General features: G+C 47.5%; 18 protein-coding genes. 9 read left to right on the top strand and 9 right to left on the bottom strand.

Annotated features, from left to right (window positions below):
• Positions 1-97: 97 nt before the first annotated feature.
• The gene (locus tag Q0307_RS18555; RefSeq protein WP_298662770.1) at positions 98-1,219 is read right to left on the bottom strand and encodes a hypothetical protein; all 1,122 of its coding nucleotides are present in this window, start codon (positions 1,217-1,219) and stop codon (positions 98-100) included.
• Between the two features lie 243 nt (positions 1,220-1,462).
• Here Q0307_RS18555 and Q0307_RS18550 point away from each other — a divergent pair, with 243 nt between their 5' ends.
• From Q0307_RS18550 to asd, 7 genes are all read left to right on the top strand, one after another.
• Positions 1,463-2,626, top strand: coding sequence for an ABC transporter substrate-binding protein (locus Q0307_RS18550; RefSeq protein ID WP_298662768.1), 1,164 nt, complete (start codon positions 1,463-1,465; stop codon positions 2,624-2,626).
• Between the two features lie 66 nt (positions 2,627-2,692).
• Positions 2,693-3,685, top strand: coding sequence for an ABC transporter ATP-binding protein (locus tag Q0307_RS18545; RefSeq protein ID WP_298662766.1), 993 nt, complete (start codon positions 2,693-2,695; stop codon positions 3,683-3,685).
• Positions 3,682-4,620 carry an ABC transporter permease gene (locus Q0307_RS18540; protein ID WP_298662764.1) on the top strand — a complete coding sequence of 313 codons (939 nt, stop codon included), beginning with the start codon at positions 3,682-3,684 and terminating at the stop codon, positions 4,618-4,620. The genes Q0307_RS18545 and Q0307_RS18540 overlap by 4 nt, the downstream gene beginning before the upstream one ends.
• A complete protein-coding gene (locus Q0307_RS18535) occupies positions 4,610-5,413 on the top strand; it encodes an ABC transporter permease (protein ID WP_298662762.1) in 804 nt (267 codons plus the stop codon). Before Q0307_RS18540 ends, Q0307_RS18535 begins: the two co-directional genes overlap by 11 nt.
• A 10-nt stretch (positions 5,414-5,423) precedes the next feature.
• Positions 5,424-6,848: a gamma-aminobutyraldehyde dehydrogenase gene (locus Q0307_RS18530; protein WP_298662760.1), complete on the top strand. Its 1,425-nt coding sequence runs from the start codon at positions 5,424-5,426 to the stop codon at positions 6,846-6,848.
• A gap of 159 nt (positions 6,849-7,007) precedes the next feature.
• Positions 7,008-8,189, top strand: coding sequence for a M20 aminoacylase family protein (locus Q0307_RS18525; RefSeq protein WP_298662758.1), 1,182 nt, complete (start codon positions 7,008-7,010; stop codon positions 8,187-8,189).
• Between the two features lie 120 nt (positions 8,190-8,309).
• The gene (gene asd, locus Q0307_RS18520; RefSeq protein ID WP_298662771.1) at positions 8,310-9,440 is read left to right on the top strand and encodes an aspartate-semialdehyde dehydrogenase; all 1,131 of its coding nucleotides are present in this window, start codon (positions 8,310-8,312) and stop codon (positions 9,438-9,440) included.
• 54 nt (positions 9,441-9,494) lie between these two features.
• On the opposite strand, the gene Q0307_RS18515 is transcribed toward asd, so the two are convergent.
• Positions 9,495-10,196 carry a DUF2270 domain-containing protein gene (locus tag Q0307_RS18515; RefSeq protein WP_298662756.1) on the bottom strand — a complete coding sequence of 234 codons (702 nt, stop codon included), beginning with the start codon at positions 10,194-10,196 and terminating at the stop codon, positions 9,495-9,497.
• Between the two features lie 118 nt (positions 10,197-10,314).
• Between Q0307_RS18515 and Q0307_RS18510 the strand changes: the two genes are divergently transcribed.
• Positions 10,315-10,677, top strand: a complete 363-nt coding sequence (locus tag Q0307_RS18510; RefSeq protein WP_298662754.1) for a cupin domain-containing protein — start codon at positions 10,315-10,317, stop codon at positions 10,675-10,677.
• A 166-nt stretch (positions 10,678-10,843) separates the two neighbouring features.
• Entirely contained in the window at positions 10,844-11,422 is a 579-nt protein-coding gene (locus Q0307_RS18505; protein ID WP_298662752.1) for a peptidase inhibitor family I36 protein, read from the top strand.
• Between the two features lie 103 nt (positions 11,423-11,525).
• On the opposite strand, the gene Q0307_RS18500 is transcribed toward Q0307_RS18505, so the two are convergent.
• The 7 genes from Q0307_RS18500 to Q0307_RS18470 all read right to left on the bottom strand — a co-directional run bounded on the left by Q0307_RS18500 (position 11,526) and on the right by Q0307_RS18470 (position 18,988).
• On the bottom strand, positions 11,526-12,035 hold the full coding sequence (locus Q0307_RS18500; RefSeq protein ID WP_298662751.1) for an ACT domain-containing protein: 510 nt from the start codon (positions 12,033-12,035) through the stop codon (positions 11,526-11,528).
• Between the two features lie 75 nt (positions 12,036-12,110).
• On the bottom strand, positions 12,111-12,536 hold the full coding sequence (locus tag Q0307_RS18495) for a GFA family protein (RefSeq protein WP_298662749.1): 426 nt from the start codon (positions 12,534-12,536) through the stop codon (positions 12,111-12,113).
• Between the two features lie 2 nt (positions 12,537-12,538).
• On the bottom strand, positions 12,539-14,542 hold the full coding sequence (locus Q0307_RS18490; RefSeq protein WP_298662747.1) for a hydantoinase/oxoprolinase family protein: 2,004 nt from the start codon (positions 14,540-14,542) through the stop codon (positions 12,539-12,541).
• Positions 14,539-16,551 carry an ASKHA domain-containing protein gene (locus tag Q0307_RS18485; protein WP_298662745.1) on the bottom strand — a complete coding sequence of 671 codons (2,013 nt, stop codon included), beginning with the start codon at positions 16,549-16,551 and terminating at the stop codon, positions 14,539-14,541. Before Q0307_RS18485 ends, Q0307_RS18490 begins: the two co-directional genes overlap by 4 nt.
• A gap of 9 nt (positions 16,552-16,560) precedes the next feature.
• Positions 16,561-17,457, bottom strand: coding sequence for a methyltetrahydrofolate cobalamin methyltransferase (locus Q0307_RS18480; protein ID WP_298662744.1), 897 nt, complete (start codon positions 17,455-17,457; stop codon positions 16,561-16,563).
• Positions 17,454-18,530 carry a methylenetetrahydrofolate reductase gene (locus Q0307_RS18475; RefSeq protein WP_298662743.1) on the bottom strand — a complete coding sequence of 359 codons (1,077 nt, stop codon included), beginning with the start codon at positions 18,528-18,530 and terminating at the stop codon, positions 17,454-17,456. The genes Q0307_RS18480 and Q0307_RS18475 overlap by 4 nt, the downstream gene beginning before the upstream one ends.
• Positions 18,527-18,988, bottom strand: a complete 462-nt coding sequence (locus Q0307_RS18470; RefSeq protein ID WP_298662741.1) for a methylenetetrahydrofolate reductase C-terminal domain-containing protein — start codon at positions 18,986-18,988, stop codon at positions 18,527-18,529. The genes Q0307_RS18475 and Q0307_RS18470 overlap by 4 nt, the downstream gene beginning before the upstream one ends.
• Positions 18,989-18,997 lie beyond the last annotated feature (9 nt).

Genomic DNA, 18,997 nt, shown 5'->3' with positions numbered 1-18,997 from the left:
CGCTTAAGTTACTACCGCTTTAGTGGCTCTTCAACTCCTCTGGTGCATGACCAGTGTAAGGTAGCCAGCTTGCTTAATCCAGCGTAACAACAATAGCTCACCTCCCACCCAATAACACCCCAACTCTATCCACTATCACCTTCACCAACGGCTCCAAATGCTTCCGCATCACCGACCCCACCGCATCGCTTCCCCCAAACATCTTATTCAAACTATCTTCACCCAGTTGCGCGAGCACTAACAGATGATTCATGGTGGGATGCAATTCGCTAGGCAAAGTATCCAACACTACCTGCAAAACTTCCGGTGTTTCAATCCCTTGGCAATACTGATTAGCACGTTGTAGAGCCAAGTCCATATCCACGCCGCGTACTTCAGGGAAGGGTAAATTAAAGCGTTTTTGGATGGCGCGAAATAAGGAAATCACCACCTCTTGATCAGTAGGTTTTTCCAGTGCCAATAACAAAGTTTGTAGCCATTTTTGCCCATCGGCACTGAGGGTATGATGTAGTGCATTCGCAAAAGGATTATTGTCAGCCAGCAAGGTTTGCAAAGCGCTATTCACCAGATTAAAGTGGGGGTGAGCTTGAGTATTGAGTGGAATATGTTTGGCATCCGCATGTAAAAAGCCCACATAAAATGGATTTTTGCGCTTAGCACGACTCCACAATTGCTCGCGCTCAGCCGCTACAATCAACTCACCTTGCAGACACAAGCGCACCGTATCCACCACATCTAAGGCGATTTCTTCAAAGGGTAAAAACTCTAATAAGTAAGTCGCTAACTCTTTGCCAAGTTCACCTTCAGCAACGGCTGACTTTTCCAATAACCGCCGCGCAGTATCCGCAGAGGGATTAGCCCACCAAGCATACTTAGCTAGCTCATGGCTAAGATTAGGGCTATGCACCACGGCAACAATCGCTTCCGGCTCGCCTAATAACAGCATGTGCTCTAAATTATTATGCGCATGCCCTGTGCGTGTCCAACGCTGCAAAAATACCGGATAACCGCCCGGTGATCCGGTGACTTTTAACGATAGCCATTCACGAATCCAACGCAAATACTGCTCATCGCGCACGGTAGGATTGAGTTTGATTGTTGCCTCGCCTTTAGTAGTTAAAGCGTGCAGAGTCATAGTGCCTTCATTAATACGCACCGCTTGTACAGACTGAGCGAACAAAACATGGAGGCGCAAATTATCTTCATGGGCAAGTTGCATAGCAGCAATTCTAAAATGGATTAAGGTTAACAATACGCTAAATCAGCCTTCACCCTATACCTCTGTTTGCATAGCAGAGCATGGAGCTAACTAGCTTTGAAAGCTTAACTTATCTTTAGAAACCACGAATCCTCTATTCTTCCGATATTTTAAATCTATGGAATGAAGTGGTCGCTCCGCCTCATATCTGTTTTAATACTAAAACCTATCAGTCCAGATTGGCGACATAACGGAGGAAAGTGTATGAGTGGGGTCACTAAAACCAGTCTTTCAATCTTGATCGGGACAGTGCTAGCCAGTACCAGTCTCGTGCAGGCCGATATGCTCCAAGAGCTAGGCAAAGGCGAGGGCAAGCTCAATATTGTTGCTTGGCCGGGCTATATTGAGCGGGGCGAAACCGATAAAAAATTTGATTGGGTCACGAAATTTGAGGAGAACAGCGGCTGCAAGGTCAGTGTAAAAACCGCGAATACCTCAGATGAAATGGTCGCTTTGATGAATGAAGGCGGTTTTGATCTAGTAACAGCCTCAGGCGATGCTTCCTTGCGCTTAATTGCGGGCGAGCGCGTGCAGCCGATTAATCCTAAATTAATTCCTAGTTGGTCAACGCTCGACAAACGCCTGCAAGATGCGCCTTGGCATACTGTTGATGGTGTGCATTACGGCACTCCCTACATGTGGGGGCCAAATGTATTAATGTATAACACTGAAGTATTCAAAGAAGCACCAAAAAGCTGGAATGTAGTGTTCGAACCGATGGATTTGCCCGATGGCAAACCGAATAAAGGCCGCGTCCAAGCTTACGATGGCCCCATTCATATTGCTGATGCGGCGAATTATCTGATGGCGCATAAACCCGAGCTTGGCATTAAAAGCCCCTATGAATTAAACGAAGATCAATACAAAGCTGCTTTAGATTTGCTGCGCCAACAACGCAGCTTAATAGCGCGTTATTGGCACGATGCGATGATTCAAATTGATGACTTTAAAAATGAAGGGGTAGTTGCCTCAGGCTCGTGGCCTTTCCAAGTGAATTTGCTGCAAAGCGAACAAAAACCAATCGCCTCAACTATTCCTGAAGAAGGGGTGACTGGCTGGGCAGATACCACCATGTTGCACGCTAAGGCCGAAAATCCAAATTGTGCTTATCTGTGGATGGAACATAGTCTGTCTTCCAATCTGCAAAGTGATTTAGGCGTATGGTTTGGCGCGAACCCGAGCGTACCAGCAGCCTGTACTGATAAACGCGGCATGTTGGATGAAGCAACTTGTAAGAAAAACGGCATGGATGACTTTGAGAAGATTAAATTCTGGGTCACACCTGCGGCGAAATGCGCCTCACAAACCGCTTGTGTACCCTATTACCGTTGGGTTTCTGATTATATTGCAGTCATTGGCGGACGCTAATCCTGCAATGCGGCGAGCTTAAAGAGTTAAGCTCGCTGCCTTTCCTCGCTCGTGCTCAGGAACGCTATGCATATGCCTACTGCCGTGTTATTCGAGCAAGTCTCGCGCCATTTCGACCAAGTCAAAGCAGTCGATAGGGTTGATTTAGCCATTCAAGAAGGTGAATTCTTTGCCATGCTCGGGCCTTCTGGTTCGGGCAAAACCACTTGCTTACGTTTAATTGCAGGTTTCGAGCAGCCGAGCGCGGGGCAGATTGCAATCTTTGGTGAACCAGTAGCCGGTATACCACCCTATCACCGCCAAGTGAATACGGTTTTTCAAGACTATGCTCTCTTCCCGCACCTGAATATTATCGACAATGTGGCCTATGGTTTAATGATTCGCGGTGTGGATAAAAAAACACGTTATCAGGCTGCAGAACAAGCTTTAAACCTTGTGCAATTAGCTGGCTTTTCGGTACGCCGCCCTGCACAACTCTCGGGGGGACAGCGCCAACGGGTGGCTTTAGCCCGTGCTCTAATCAATCAACCCAAAGTGCTGCTCTTGGATGAACCACTCGGCGCTTTGGATTTAAAGCTGCGCGAACAAATGCAGGAAGAACTAAAAACCCTGCAAAAACAGCTCGGTATTACCTTTGTGTTTGTGACTCACGATCAAGGCGAAGCACTCTCAATGGCGGATCGGATTGCGGTCTTTAATCAAGGCAAAATTATCCAAGTTGACACCCCTGAAGCTTTATATCGCCGTCCAAACTCACCTTTTGTAGCCAACTTCGTGGGTTCCTCCAATGTCTTACCCCCTGCTTTTATGCAAAGTTTAGGTTTACCTGCACAATGGGCAAGCTTACGTCCCGAAGATATTCAATTGGTACAAACGGGCGGGTATAGCGTGACTCTATTAAGTCGCAGTTATATGGGTAGTGCAAATCGAGTACAATTAGCGCTTAACGATCAGGTGTTACACGCTCTAGTGCCGCATCACCTTCCCTTACCAGCCGATCACAGCAATTTACAAATTGCGTGGCAGCCAAGCGATTTGCATCTGATGGAGTCAGCATGACTACGTTGGCCGCCCTCAATCATCATTCGCGCTTAGCACGCTTATCCGATTATTTATGGCAGTATCCCAAACAAGTTTTAATTACAATGCTGCTTTTGCCCGTGCTCTGGCTTGGGGTAGTTTATTTAGGCTCGCTCGCGACTTTATTGATTCAAAGCTTTTTTTCGATTGATGAATTTTCTGGCCTGATCAAACACGAGTGGACGCTGAAAACTTATCAAGAATTATTTGTTCCCGCCAATCTAGATATTATTCTGCGTACAGTCTTGATGTCCGCTTTAGTCACCATTGCTTCCGCGATCATTGCCTTTCCGATTGCTTATTACGCTGCACGCTATGCCAAAGGCGTATGGAAAGCTTTATTTTATATTGGAATTATGTTGCCACTCTGGTCGAGTTATTTGGTCAAAGTCTATGCTTGGAAGTTGATTCTGGCTAAAGAAGGGATTCTGAACTGGCTCTTCACCACCTTGCATTTAGATAGTCTGCTGAATGTGTATTTGGCGCTACCCGTAGTGGGAGGCAGTTCGCTATCGGTGAGTTATACCGGCACCTTCTTGGTCTTCGTTTATGTCTGGCTGCCCTTTATGATTTTGCCTTTACAAGCCGCCTTAGAGCGTGTACCGACCAGTTTATTGGAGGCTTCTGCGGATTTAGGCGCGAGTGCTTGGCCGACCTTTCGCTATGTTTTATTGCCACTCGCCCTGCCCGGTCTGATTGCAGGTTCGATTTTTACCTTTTCCCTGACTTTAGGTGATTACATTATTCCGCAAATTATTGGCTCCTCACGCTTATTCATTGGTCAAGCCGTCTACATGCAGCAAGGCACAGCGGGAAATATTCCGCTGGCGGCGGCTTTCTCAGTCGTACCGATTGTGATCATGGGCATTTACTTGTGGCTGGCAAAACGCGCTGGGGCTTTCAATGCACTCTAAAGCACCATGGAGCTTAAAATTCGCTGCTGGCTTAGGCCTAGCCTTCTTGCACCTGCCCATTGTCTTGATCTTTGTATATGCCTTTACTACCGAAGAAAAAAGCTACCAATGGCCACCGCCTGATTTCACCTTAAAATGGTTTGGTGTGGCGTGGGAACGCAGTGATGTTTGGGAGGCGTTAGCGTTGTCTTTAAAAGTCGCGAGCATTTCCACCTTAATTGCTTTAGTGCTCGGCACTTTATGTGCTGCTGCGGTGGCGCGCACGCGCTTTCTTGGCCGTGAAACGATTTCCTTATTGGTGATTTTGCCGATTGCCCTACCCGGCATTATTACGGGCATTGCGCTACGCTCGGCTTTCAATTTGGCAGAAATTCCCTTTTCGTTTTGGACAATTGTTTTAGGACATGCGACCTTTTGCATTGTGGTGGTTTATAACAATGCAGTGGCACGCTTCCGACGTATTTCTGGTTCATTAATTGAAGCTTCGATGGATTTGGGTGCGAATAGTTTTCAGACCTTTCGCTATGTGATTTTGCCGAATATTGCCACTGCATTACTAGCAGGCGGGATGTTGGCATTTGCACTCTCATTTGATGAAGTCATTGTTACCACTTTCACCGCAGGGCAACAAAGCACCTTACCGATTTGGATGCTGGAAGAATTGGTACGCCCACGCCAGCGTCCTGTCACCAATGTGGTGGCAGTGCTGGTGGTATTAATGACTTTACTGCCGATTATCGCGGCGTATTACTTAACTCGTGATGGCGAGCATAACGCTGTCCAAGGTAAATAAAGGAGCAGGTATGGATACTCAGATGTTAATTGGTGCGAGTTTTGAAGCGGGCACTGAAGCCGAGGAAACCATTTTTAATCCCCGTACTGGCGCTAAGATTTTAGGCATTCCTGAAGCTTCGCCAGAACAAATTAATCGTGCGGTTGCTGCGGCCGAAAAAGCTTATGACGCTTGGTCACGCACCACTCCCGCTCAACGTTCCGCTTATTTATTGAAAATTGCCGATCGCTTAGAGGCTGAAGCGGATGATTTCGCGGCACTTGAAGCGCTCAATTGCGGTAAGCCAATTAATGCGGTACGCAATGATGAGCTACCGGCGATTATTGATTGCTATCGCTTTTTTGCCGGTGCTGTGCGTTGTATGCCGGGGAATGCAGCCGGTGAATATTTACCCGGCCATACCTCAATGATTCGCCGCGATCCGATTGGCTTAGTCGCATCTATCGCACCGTGGAATTATCCTTTAATGATGATGGCATGGAAGCTCGCCCCTGCTTTAGCGGGTGGGAATACTGTCGTGTTCAAACCTTCTGAGCAAACGCCTCTCACTGCACTCAAATTCGCCAAACTCCTCGCCGATATTTTACCGGAAGGCGTGGTTAATCTAGTACTTGGACGAGGTGATAGTGTCGGTAATACCCTGATTAATCACCCGAAAATCAATATGATTTCGATCACTGGCGATATCGCAACGGGTAAGAAAATCATGCAAGCTGCTGCAAAATCGGTCAAGCGCACGCACTTAGAATTAGGCGGTAAAGCGCCCGTGATTGTGTTCGACGATGCCGATTTAGAAGCCGTGGTGAATGGCTTACGCACTTTCGGTTTTTATAATGCTGGCCAAGATTGCACCGCCGCTTGTCGTGTCTATGCTGGCTCCAAAATCTATGAGCGCTTAGCGGCTGACTTATCTTCTGCGGTCAGTTCAATTCGCTATAATCAAGCCGATGATGGGGCGAATGAAATGGGTCCCTTAATCTCGACGCGTCAACGTAATCGTGTCGCCAGCTTTGTGGAGCGTGCCGCTGAATTGCAACATATTGAAATCACTACCGGCGGCAAACTCGCTGGAGAAAATGGTTTTTATTACGAGCCAACAGTAGTTGCGGGTGCGTTGCAAACGGATGAAATCGTCCAGCGCGAAGTATTTGGTCCTGTCATTTCACTGACTCGTTTTACGGATACCGATGAAGCGGTGAATTGGGCGAATGACTCTGATTATGGCCTCGCCTCCTCGGTGTGGACGAAAGATGTGAGCAAAGCAATGTCCACCGCCGCACGCTTACGCTATGGCTGTACTTGGATTAATACCCACTTCATGCTAGTGAATGAAATGCCTCATGGTGGCTTGAAACAATCGGGCTATGGCAAAGACATGTCGCTGTATGCCTTAGAGGATTACACCACAGTGCGGCATGTGATGATTGCGCATTAGTCTTAGGCAAGAAGTTAGGCTAAGTATCTGTTTACTAAGAATAGTACAGCTCCAGATAGTACGCGAGGCTAACTATTAACTGTAAAGCTTAACCCTTAAATTTACCTTCACTAGCGGCTATGCCACACTCGACATAATAAAAAACTCAGGAGCAGGCAGATGTTTGAAACAGCACTAGAGGCGAGCCTTGAGTGGCATAGCAGCATGCAAGCATGGCGACGTGATTTGCATCAATATCCTGAAATTGCTTATGCAGAACATCGCACCAGCCAGAAAGTGGCTGAATTACTTACAACGATGGGATTAGAGGTTCACTCAGGGATTGGCGAGACAGGTGTAGTCGGTGTGCTCAAAGGTAAACAGGCAGCCGATCGGCATATTGCCTTGCGGGCAGATATGGATGCGCTGAAACTAACTGAACTAAATACCTTTGAACATGCCTCCTGCCATCACGGTCAGATGCACGGTTGTGGGCATGATGGGCATACCGCGATGCTGTTAGGCGCTGCCGCTGCTTTAGCCAAAAATTCAGATTTTGCGGGCACAGTGTATTTTATCTTCCAGCCTGCGGAAGAAGGTGAGCGCGGTGCTTTGCGTATGTTGGAAGATGGTTTATTTAAGCGCTTCCCGATTCAGGAAATTTACGGTATGCACAATTGGCCGGGCTTACCTGCGGGTGAGTTTGCGGTACATTCAGGTCCCGTAATGGCGGCTATTAATGGCTTTGACATTAGGATTCAAGGCACTGGCGGACACGGCGGCATGCCGGATAAAGTCAATGACCCGATTATTATTGCCGCTCAATTGATTAATGCCGTACAGACGGTGATTTCACGCAATCTTTCGCCGATTCATAGTGGAGTAATTAGCGTTACCCAGATTCAAGGCGGCAGTGGTGCGTATAATGTCATCCCTGAAACTGTGACCTTACGTGGTGCGATTCGCAGTTTTTACAAAGCAGATTTAGAACTGATTTATGCACGCTTGCGGACTTTAGTTGAACATACGGCAGCGGCCTTTAATGCTCAAGCCAGCATTGAATTTCTTGACGGGGCTAGTGCCACCATTAATCATCCGGCACAAGCAGAAGAATGCTATGCCGTGGTTAACGATTTAGTCGGGATGGATAAAGCACACTGGAATCCAGAACCCAGCATGGGTGCTGAGGATTTTGCTTACTTTTTATTAGAGCGTCCGGGTGCGTATATTTGGATTGGCAATGGCGACTTAGATCAAAGTCATGCTTTGCACAGCCCTTATTATGATTTCAATGATCAGATTCTGCCGCTCGGTGCAGCTTATTGGGTTAAATTAGTCCAAAGCTTAAGCCCTTTATCCTAATCGCAGCGAGAATTAAGCCATTTTCAATGCATTAGAGTTAATGAAGCCTGCCAGTGAGAGTGATACACTCGCTGGCCTCACTGTAGGGAGACCTGCAATTTTTAAATGACGGAGTTTGTAATGCTCAAAGTAGGTTTTGTCGGTTGGCGTGGCATGGTTGGTTCCGTGCTGATGGAGCGCATGCAGGCCGAAAAAGATTTTCAAGGTTTTGAACCAGTATTTTTCACCACTTCGCAAGCAGGCCAAGCAGGCCCTGATGTTGGCATGGGCGCGAAGCCTTTGCTGAATGCCTCAGATATTGATGCTTTAAGCCAAATGGACATTATTGTCACCTGCCAAGGTGGCGATTATACGACTGAAGTGTATGAAAAATTACGTGCCAACTGGAATGGCTACTGGATTGATGCCGCTTCTACTTTGCGCATGAAAGACGATGCGATTATTGTGCTCGACCCTGTGAATCGTCATGTGATTGATGCGGGCTTAAAAGCAGGCATTAAAAACTATGTTGGTGGCAACTGCACGGTGTCCTTGATGCTGATGGCACTCGGTGGCTTATTTGAAAAAGGCTTAGTCGAATGGATGTCGACGATGACTTATCAAGCGGCCAGTGGTGCAGGTGCGAAGAATATGCGCGAACTGCTCACGCAAATGGGTGAATTGAATGGTGAAGTCCAAGATTTATTAGCTGATCCCCATTCGGCGATTTTAGATATTGACCGTAAAGTCACTGCTAAATTAAATGATGGTAGTTTATCCACTGAAAACTTTGGCGCACCTTTAGCCGGTAGCTTAATCCCATGGATTGATAAAGCTTGGGAAAACGGCCAAACCAAAGAAGAATGGAAAGGTATTGCTGAGACTAATAAAATTCTTGGCCTTGCGGGTGCAGATATTATTCCAGTGGATGGTCAATGTGTCAGAATTGGTGCAATGCGCTGCCATTCTCAAGGTGTGACGATTAAATTAAAACAGGATTTACCCTTAGCGGAAATCGAAGCTATCATTGCTAATCATAATGAATGGGTAAAATTAATTCCGAATGATAAAGCCGCTACTTTGGCAGGTTTAACCCCTGTGCAAGCGTCTGGAACTTTAACTATTCCAGTCGGGCGTGTGCGGAAAATGAATATTGGCCCTGAATACTTGACAGCCTTTACTGTCGGTGATCAATTACTCTGGGGTGCGGCTGAGCCAGTACGGCGGATGCTGAAAATCACTTTAGATTATTTGAAAACGACTCAGCATTAATGCCTCATAAATACGAAAGGCGTGAATTGAATATTTACGCCTTTACGGCTCTCTTCAACCCATCGCCACCTTACTACTCCGCCGTTTACGATCTGCTACATCTTTGCGCCAAGTGACATAAGCAAAAATCATCCAAGAGCTATGAAATAAAATACCGCAAGCAATCACTACTTCCCCCGGAATGGGGCCGACGACCGCCCGCGCATATAAATCACTAAAACCACCTAACGGACTGGGATGAATCGCTAACTTTCCATAATAAGCAATCGCTTGCACGCTCAAGACCCAAGCATAATTACGTCGCAAGCGGCGACCAATCGCACGCGGTAAACTAATATGATGATGTGGCTTACAATAATCATCGGCGAGAATTTGATTCCACTTATTTAAATGCGCACCCTCACCACGCAACATCGGCGCATAAAACTCGCGTTCCATATGGCGTGCACGCGCCCGCCATACATTAAAATATCGATAACGATGGGCTTCAAATAACAGAAATACACAAATGAGAAAGCCTACTAGAATTAAAGGCAAGGGTGATGCATCTTTGCCTGCAAAGGTAATGGAAAAGGCCAAGCCCGTCGTCACGACCGCCCAGTTGGTCGTATTGTCTAAGCGAGTGCGCCAGACCGTCGAACGATAAACCTCCCCTCGGTACAAATGCGCCAGAGCACCAATTTCAGCAGCGGTAAATTCACGAGCGGGAATAGTGGGCGCGACTGTCTGTGCGCTTTCAGCTTGTTTTTCGTCCATTTCACGGTTTTTTTCGTTGTTAATTGGTTAGCCTTCCTCCAAGTTCACAATGGCATAAAACCTGCTTAACAGCCAATAACAATTCACTAAACCTAAGTGTCTAAACGGAGTTATTTTTATGCAGCCTCTAATCATCTCCGCTAATCCCAATAATGAATATTACTTTCATGAAGGCTGTCACATCCTTGAATTGAGTAATAGCCCAGCCGATGGGGGAATTTCCATTGCACGAGCTCGTGTCGAGTTGGGGCAAACCACCCGCTGGCATTGGCTATTACACACCACTGAACGCTATGTGATTTTAGAAGGTCGGGGTATGGTTGAAATCGGTGCTTTAGAACCACAAGCGGTTCAAGCGGGTGATGTCGTCATTATTCCCCCGCATTGTCGGCAGCGTATTCGCAATACTGGCGAAGGCGATTTGATTTTTTTGGCGATTTGCTCACCACGCTTTCGCGCAGAGAACTATTGCTCGGATTAAGAGCGTGATCAATTAACTAGCTTATTGATCTTAAAGGAGTAAATTTACAGCATCCCTTATTTAAGGGATGCTAAAACAGCGGGTCAGCCTGTATATTAGTTTTTAGCTACTATAAAAATTTTAAAACCCTAGCCCCCCCCCTTCTATCACTGCGAGGTCAATCTGTATGAGTAAGCAAGGTTTGTGGTGTTTGCTATTTGCGAATGCGCTAACGATGGGTACAGTACAAGCGAATTGCCAAGTCTTTGAGCATATCAATTACACCGGTTCCGTCATGTCTTTATTACCCGGCCAAACCATACCGAGCGTAGGCCCTGCGTGGAATGATCGCATTTCCTCGGTTCAAGTGGCGAATAGCTGTCGCTTAGTTGCCTTTGAGCACGATAATTACCAAGGGGATCGACGTGTGTTTGCCAACAATACGCCCTCCGTTGGCAACTTATGGAATGACCAAATCTCTGCTTTAAAATGTCAATGCCCTACCCCACCGCAGCCAGCTTGTTTGATGTATGAGCACAGTGATTTTGCCGGACAAGTGCTACCGGTGCGTGGCAAGCTCAACTCTGTCGGCGATAGCTGGAACGACAAGGTCTCTGCGATACGTGTGCCCAATAATTGTGAACTGACGGTTTATCAACATATTAACTACGATGGTGACAGCCGCAGCTTTGGCCCTGGTGCAGTCCCGTTTGTAGGCAATTTATGGAATGATCAAATCTCATCGGCTGTGTGTAGCTGCCGATAAAGACTAAAATCTTTGCGCTAGCCTTGAGGCTTGCTCTGACTAATGCCTGAGCAAGCTTTTTGTACCCATCGAGCGATGTTTAATCTAGCTAGTGAACACTACATCAAGCAAAATTTAAATCCACCATTAGCTGATCACTTAACTCTTCGAGTTTAGCTTGTACCTGCTCTGTACTGATACCTTCAGGTAGGCTCACTGTTAAAGCTGCAAAAAATAAGAGACCACCCGACATAGGCGCGGGGCGCTGCTCACTGAACAACTCTTCAATATTGACTTTGAGACTGGCTAATTGTGTGGTGATGTCACGAATAATACCGGGACGATCCAAGCCCAATACTTCAACTTTTAAGATTTCCGTGGCTGTTGGAAGCTCGTTAGCTTCCGCGATTAATACTTTTAAACCACTATCTTGCAAGCCATCCAAAGCTGCTTTCAAATTTGCCACACGCTCACGTGGTAGACTCACTTGTAGCAAGCCAGCAAACTGTCCCCCTAAATGCACCATACGGCTTTCAGTCCAGTTCCCTTGTTGCTGATTGAGGACTTCGGATAAGGACTTTACTAAACCTGGGTGATCAGGACCTAAAACGGTAAGAATTAATGTGGTGTGCATAACGACCTCCTCGCCATGAGCTTTTATTATGAGAATAGCAAACTAACACCAAAGCGTTAGCTGAAGCCAATGCTATTAAAGCGGTAATTGTACCGAGTGACTCCCATCCATAGCGACCGGAACACTGTGGTCAATGGAATAATAATCGCCAGCCTCGGCTGCAAAAATATGTGCCGCGATTTTCAGCCCCTGAGGACGATCTAAAGAACCAGCGGCTATCGAAATACGCTCACCCTGTTCATCTTCAAAAAACAAACTAGACCCACATTCCTGACAAAAGCCTTGGCGCAAACCAGTCTGATAGCTATACCATTTCAAGCCATCCGTGTTCAGCCATTGGAAATAAAGTTTACGGGTCGCGGTTGCTGCCACAAAATGCCCACTGAAACGTCGGCATTGCTCACAATGGCAAGCAATCACAGGACGCAAAGAGCCATTGATTTGATAGCGCACCGCACCACAAACACAGCCACCGGTAATGGCTAAGTTTGCATTACTCATAGTCAAACTCCGATAGGGCGGGCTAAGCACTCCGCCGTTAAAGTAGCAGAAATTAAGCCGACATCGCCCGTTAAACCCGGTACATCCAAACGTTCTAGTTTTACTTCAGTTGTTAAGACATCACCATCCATTTGTTGCGCTTTAGACTCTGCTAATTGCCGAACTAAACAATCCGCTTCTGCCAAAGCTTGCGAGGCATCCGTAAAAATTAAAGGTTCACCACTATGATGCAAGGTAAAGCCGCCCGGCTCACGCATAGCCACCGTAACCACGGCTTGCACACGAATCAAACCGATAGCAGCACCAATCGCATTGGCAACTTCACTACCTACTGGGATAATGGTTTCAACCCCCAAACGTCTACCCACTTCGCCATAAAATACCGGTGCAGGCCCGCCGACCGCGACTAAAGGAATAGAAGGCTGCAGGCTCACTTGCAAGTGATTTAATAACCTTTGCCCATGAGCCACTAAACTCACTAAAGGATCGTTGGCGGCAAAACTGCTGCCCGCTAAAGATTCGAGCAACACGTGTATACTTTTTGCCACCATGACCTCAAAGATTTCTTGGGCAAAAGCTTGGCACTCCGCCTCACGCTTAGCTTCATTGTAAGAAACTTTGCCGTAAGAACGTCCAATCATCAGACAGGTTAAATCGGCAACCTCTTTCGACCACTGTGCTTGCAGAGCCAAGACATGCGCCGCGTCACTTGGCGTAAAGCCTGCTAATTGAACTAAACCACGCTCCACAAAACGCAAGACCCGCCGCCGATCACTGACTGAGCTAACCACTTGCGTCCAAGGCTTAGGTTCTTCACCGATAGCGGCTAGTAAGCTTTTTTCAGCCGCTGTTAAATCTGTCGGATCAGAGGCTGCATTGAAACCTTCAGGGCGCAATAAAAATAGCGTAGCAATCCCTAAACCCATGCCTTGCGCTAAAGCGCTTTCTAAAGCTTTTTGCACACTTGGCCAGCGTGCTCCAATCAAAGCTACTGGCACGACACGATTAGGTTGTAGTGAGACTGTCCCTTGAGGATCAACCGCAACTTCGCTATCGCCCCCTAAACCAATGGTGCGCATATCAATGGCTTTGACCATCGTGCGATGCATACCGACCATTGCGCCTTTTTCATTTAAAGCAGGCCAACCATTGCGCACTATCGCGACATCGGTCGTTGTACCACCAATATCCGAGATAATGAAATCGGTTAACCCTGAAATGAAATTCGCACCGATCACACTCGCTGCCGGCCCCGATAAAATGGTTTCAATGGGCTTTTCCATCACTGCTTGTGCGCTCGCCAGTGAACCATCGCCTTTGACTATCATTAAAGGCGCGTGAATGCCTTGAGCCTGCATAGCGGTTTGCACCGCATTAATAAGTGCAACGATCATGGCAATAATGCGCGCATTGAAAGCTGCCGTTAGCGCACGTCTTGGCCCATTTAAAGCCTCAGATAAATCGCATGAAGCCGTCACAGGGCAGCCGGTCTTTGCTTGAATTAAAGCTTGAACGCGACGTTCATGACTGGAATTACGAACTGAATAAACACCTGCCACCGCATAAGCATCAACAGTACCAGTGATAGTGGCTAATTCGGTTAATAATGTAATCTCATCTAAAGCAGTAAGCTCGCTACCATCGTATTTATGACCACCCGCAATGCGTACTACTTTAGCCGCTGGCAAAGCCGTTTTTAGTTCAGAGCGATCCAGCATGGTGTCATCGAAGCCGAGCAGAATCACCGCTATCGCAGAACCTTTACCCTCGACTAAGGCATTGGTCGCTAACGTAGTCGAGAGCGAGACTAAACCAATCTGCTGTGGATCAACCTGAGCACGACTTACATCCAGCACTCGTTGCAAAGACTCAAGTACGCCGATGGATAAATCACCACGGGTTGTCAGTGCTTTCGCGGAAGCTAAAACTTTACGCTGCTGCGTATCAATCACCACCGCATCGGTATAAGTACCTCCCGTATCAATTCCAATATTGAAACTACTCATTTACGCCGACGCCGCCGTTGCGTTGGATCATCCGCCACTACTGTTTCTTTTTCAGTAGGCTTGTCGACCACTGCGAATAAATGTGGAAAAGGATCTGTCTTATGAGGGAAAGCCATCGCACCGACAAAATAGTCTTGGAATTTAGGCTCGACTGCAGTTTCGATTTTGGTAATTTGCCGGACTACCGTTTCAATCACTTGCCGAGCATCTTGATTCAATAAAGCAATCCGTGCCCCTGTTCCCGCAGCATTACCTGCTGAAGATACTTGATCCAAAGGACAATCAGGAATTAAGCCTAATACCATCGCATGTTTCACATCAATATGACTACCGAAAGCACCCGCCAAGCGAATACGTCCAACTTGCTGCACTTGCATCTTATCCATCAATAAGCGCACCCCTGCATACAGAGCGGCTTTGGCTAATTGAATCTGGCGTACATCATTTTGCGTGACCGCAATCACGCGCCCTGCCCCATCGCTATACACAACATACGACCAAGTACGGGCGTTCGGAATAATCAGTTCAGGATAGGCTTCAGCCAAACTACCATCAATCACGCCATCGGTACTGATCACACCCGCCAGATACATTTCAGCCACGACTTCAATAATGCCTGAACCACAAATGCCATTCACACCAATTGCAGCCACTGATTCGGCAAAGCCTGTCTGATCTGACCAAAGCTCTGAACCAATCACTCGAAAGCGCGCTTGTTTAGTTAAGGGATCAATCCGCACCCGTTCAATCGCTCCTGGTGCAGCCCGTTGACCACTACTGATCTGTGCCCCTTCAAAAGCAGGCCCTGTTGGGCTGGAACATGCAAATAATTGATCTCGATTGCCTAAGACAATCTCAGCATTCGTACCCACATCAACTAATAAGGTGACTTCTTCCTGCAACTGCGGCTCTTCTGCGAGCACCACGCCTGCCGCATCTGCACCCACATGCCCGGCGATACAAGGCAACACATAAACCATCCCGGCAGGATGAATCTGCAAACCCATCTCAGCGGCTTTGATATTCACTGCCTCATCGGTCGCGAGTGCGAAGGGAGCGCCGCCTAATTCCACCGGATTAATCCCAAGGAAAATATGGTGCATGATCGGATTGCCAACCAGCACCATCTCAAGAATTTCAGTGCGCTGAATGGCTTGGTGTTGGCAAAGTTCACTAATAATCGTATTTAAGCCATCCCGAATCGCTTGCGTGAGTGCTTCAGCAGCTTCGGGATGCATCATGATGTAAGAAACGCGGCTCATCAGGTCTTCGCCGAAGCGAATCTGTGGATTCATTAGGCTACTTGAACCCAGCACAGCACCCGTGCGTAAATCACATAAATGCGCTGCGACCGTGGTGGAACCCACATCAACCGCGATCCCATAAACCGTTTCGCGTAAACCCGGCCAAACCGTTAAGATGCGTTGATTTTGATAAACCGCCGCCGTCACTGACCATTTACCTTGGCGCAACGCAGTTTGCAATTCAGCTAATAAACTAAAGTCGTAAGTCAAACCTGCCAATTGCCACTCAAACTCCAAAGCCTCTAGCAAACGTTGTAAATCGCCTTTAGGGTCATGCATATCTGCTTCAGTGACTTCGACATAATGCAGCGTCACACTTGGATTCAGCACAATATCGCGCTGCTCAGCGGCTTTACGCACAACTTGCTTATGCACTTGGCTATCTGGTGGTACATCAATCACCACATCGCCTTGCAGATAAGTATGGCAACTTAAACGCCGCCCTTGTGCCAGCGGCTTACGCTCTTGGTTGTAACGCAGTTCGGTGAGCGTGAAATCATTCAAATTCTCTAGGCTAGAATGGATTCCATGCTTAGGGAAACTGCCTTCAGCGCAGAGGATTTGACAACGCCCACATAAACCACGCCCACCGCAGATGGAGTCAATATCAACACCGAGCTTTTGGGCTGCCTGTAATAAAGGTGTGCCAATGGGAAATTCTCCACGGCGACCTGAGGGAAGAAAAACGACTTTAGCAGTAGTCATAGCACTCCTTTAAGCACGACGCCGACGGCGATTCTCACGCGCCCCACCTTCACCTTCCGGCGCTGGCTCACGGTATTTACGAATCCAGCTCGCACAGTTAGGATCATGCCCCATCATAACATCCGCCCCTAGCACTGCCATCATCACCTCAGGGTGCAAGGGATTAGTAATCGCTGAAGTCATACCAGCACCAATCGCCATAGTTAAAAAAGCGCTATTGATACCATTCCGATTGGGCAAGCCAAAGCTCACATTAGATGCACCACAAGTGGTATTCACTTTGAGTTCTTCGCGCAAACGCCGGACTAAAGCCATGACTTGCCGACCTGAGTCATTGATCGCACCAATCGGCATGACAAGAGGATCAACGACAACACGATCACGGGAAATGCCATGATCAGCCGCGCGCTCAACAATCTTTTTCGCCACGTTGTAGCGCACATTAATATCTTGAGAAATTCCCGTTTCATCATTGGAGATCGCCACCACCGAAGCCCCGTATTTAGCCACTAAAGGCAAGACACGCTCTAAGCTCTCATCTTCGCCCGTTACCGAATTGACTAAAGCCCGGCCTTGATAGACGCTTAAACCCGCTTCTAAAGCCGCAATAATTGAGGAATCAATGCACAAAGGTACATTAGTGATGGACTGCACCAGTTGAATGACTTCCGCCAGAATCCGTGGCTCATCGGCTAAAGGAATACCGGCATTCACATCCAGCATTTGCGCGCCCGCTTCGACTTGCGCTAAAGCATCGGCTTGTACACGGCTATAATCACCATTTTTCATTTCTTCGGCGAGAATTTTGCGCCCAGTCGGGTTAATACGCTCCCCAATAATCACAAAAGGCTCATCAAAACCGATGCGCACTTCTTTGCTGGGCGAACTGATAATTGTGACGGTCATACGGCTGCTTCCTTTGGGGTAATCGGTGAATTTGTGGATTCATTAGTTTCATACATACCCGGATGCCAAGGGGTACGCCCCTCTAAAGCACCGGAGCGCTCGACAATCTCAGCCACATGGTGCTCTTGGCGATAAGCCATAATATGCACACCATGCACGCCTTCGATTTCACGCGCTTGATTGATCATATCAATACAAATATTCAGACCTTCCTGCTTCTGATTTTGTGCACCTTTCAGGCGATTAATAATGCTGTCAGGAATATGTACACCCGCGACATTACTGCGAATCCATTCTGCTGTTTTCGCCGAAGCTAAGGGGCCAACGCCAAGCAGGATAAAGACTTGTTTATCTAAACCTAAATCGCGCACTTTCTGCATATAGGTTTTAAACATCTCCATATCAAAGCAATATTGGGTCTGTACAAATTGCGCACCAGCGGCAATTTTTTTCGCCAAGCGCAAAGGGCGGTAATCAAATGGTGGCGCGAATGGATTGGCTGCACCACCGATAAAGACTTTCGGCGGGTAAGTGAGTTTACGCCCACTTAAAAAGCGACTCTCATCGCGCATGGTGCGGATGGTATTAAGTGCGGTCATGCTATCCAGATCAAAGACTGGCTTGGCTTCAGGGTGATCACCTGCTTGTACACCATCCCCGCTTAGGCAGAGAATATTACACACGCCCATAGCGGCTGCACCTAAGACATCACCTTGAATGGCTATTCGATTGCGGTCACGGCAGGAAATCTGCATCACCATTGCATAGCCTTTACGCGTGAGTAACGAACACATCCCCACACTCGACATATGGCAATGCGCCCCCGAACCATCGGTCGCATTCATGGCATCGACATAACCATCAAATAGCTTAGCGCGCGCATAAACCTCTTCAGGGTCAGCGGAATCAGGCGGGGCAATTTCAGTGGTCATGGCAAAATGCCCGGCACGTAAGACCCGTTCTAAACGGCCGGGCGAGACATGACCTGCTAAAATCGGTAAGTTTTCTCCGGGAGTTGGTTCATCGGCATAGGAGAACGTGGGCAACTGACTTCTTTTTAAAATCGCACTCATGAGCGTAGCTCCCGCACTTTTTGCTCAGCCGCCCGTAACCAAGCCGACTTACCCTTCAAGCGCCAATCGAGCATGGGTTGGACGATTTGAATGGCACGTTCTTCGGGTTTTAGATGTTGTGTACCCTCCCAAGCAACCACCCAAACGCAATCCATTTCCGGTTTAACTTCGCATTTACCATTGGCACGCACGCCACCACAAGGGCCATTACGAATGGTTTTTGGACAATTCATTGGGCAGGACATACCCGTCGAGCCTAAAGTACACTGCCCACAGGATTGTGAGTCGAAGAAGAAACTTTTGGTCGGCTTTTCAATGAACATCAGCGGCTTTTCAATCTTCTGAATACCGATTTTTTCGAATCTCGGATAGAGTTTGACCAGTAGATTTTCAAGCTGGTGATACAAAGTTTTCAAGATACTCGAATGGCGAGCGGACCAACGACGCATGGCATACATAGCAATCTC

The sequence above is a fragment of the uncultured Thiothrix sp. genome, from assembly GCF_937873765.1.
Taxonomy (GTDB): domain Bacteria; phylum Pseudomonadota; class Gammaproteobacteria; order Thiotrichales; family Thiotrichaceae; genus Thiolinea.
Note: the sequence above shows the minus strand (reverse complement) of the source record. Positions and strands in the feature narration are given on the sequence as shown.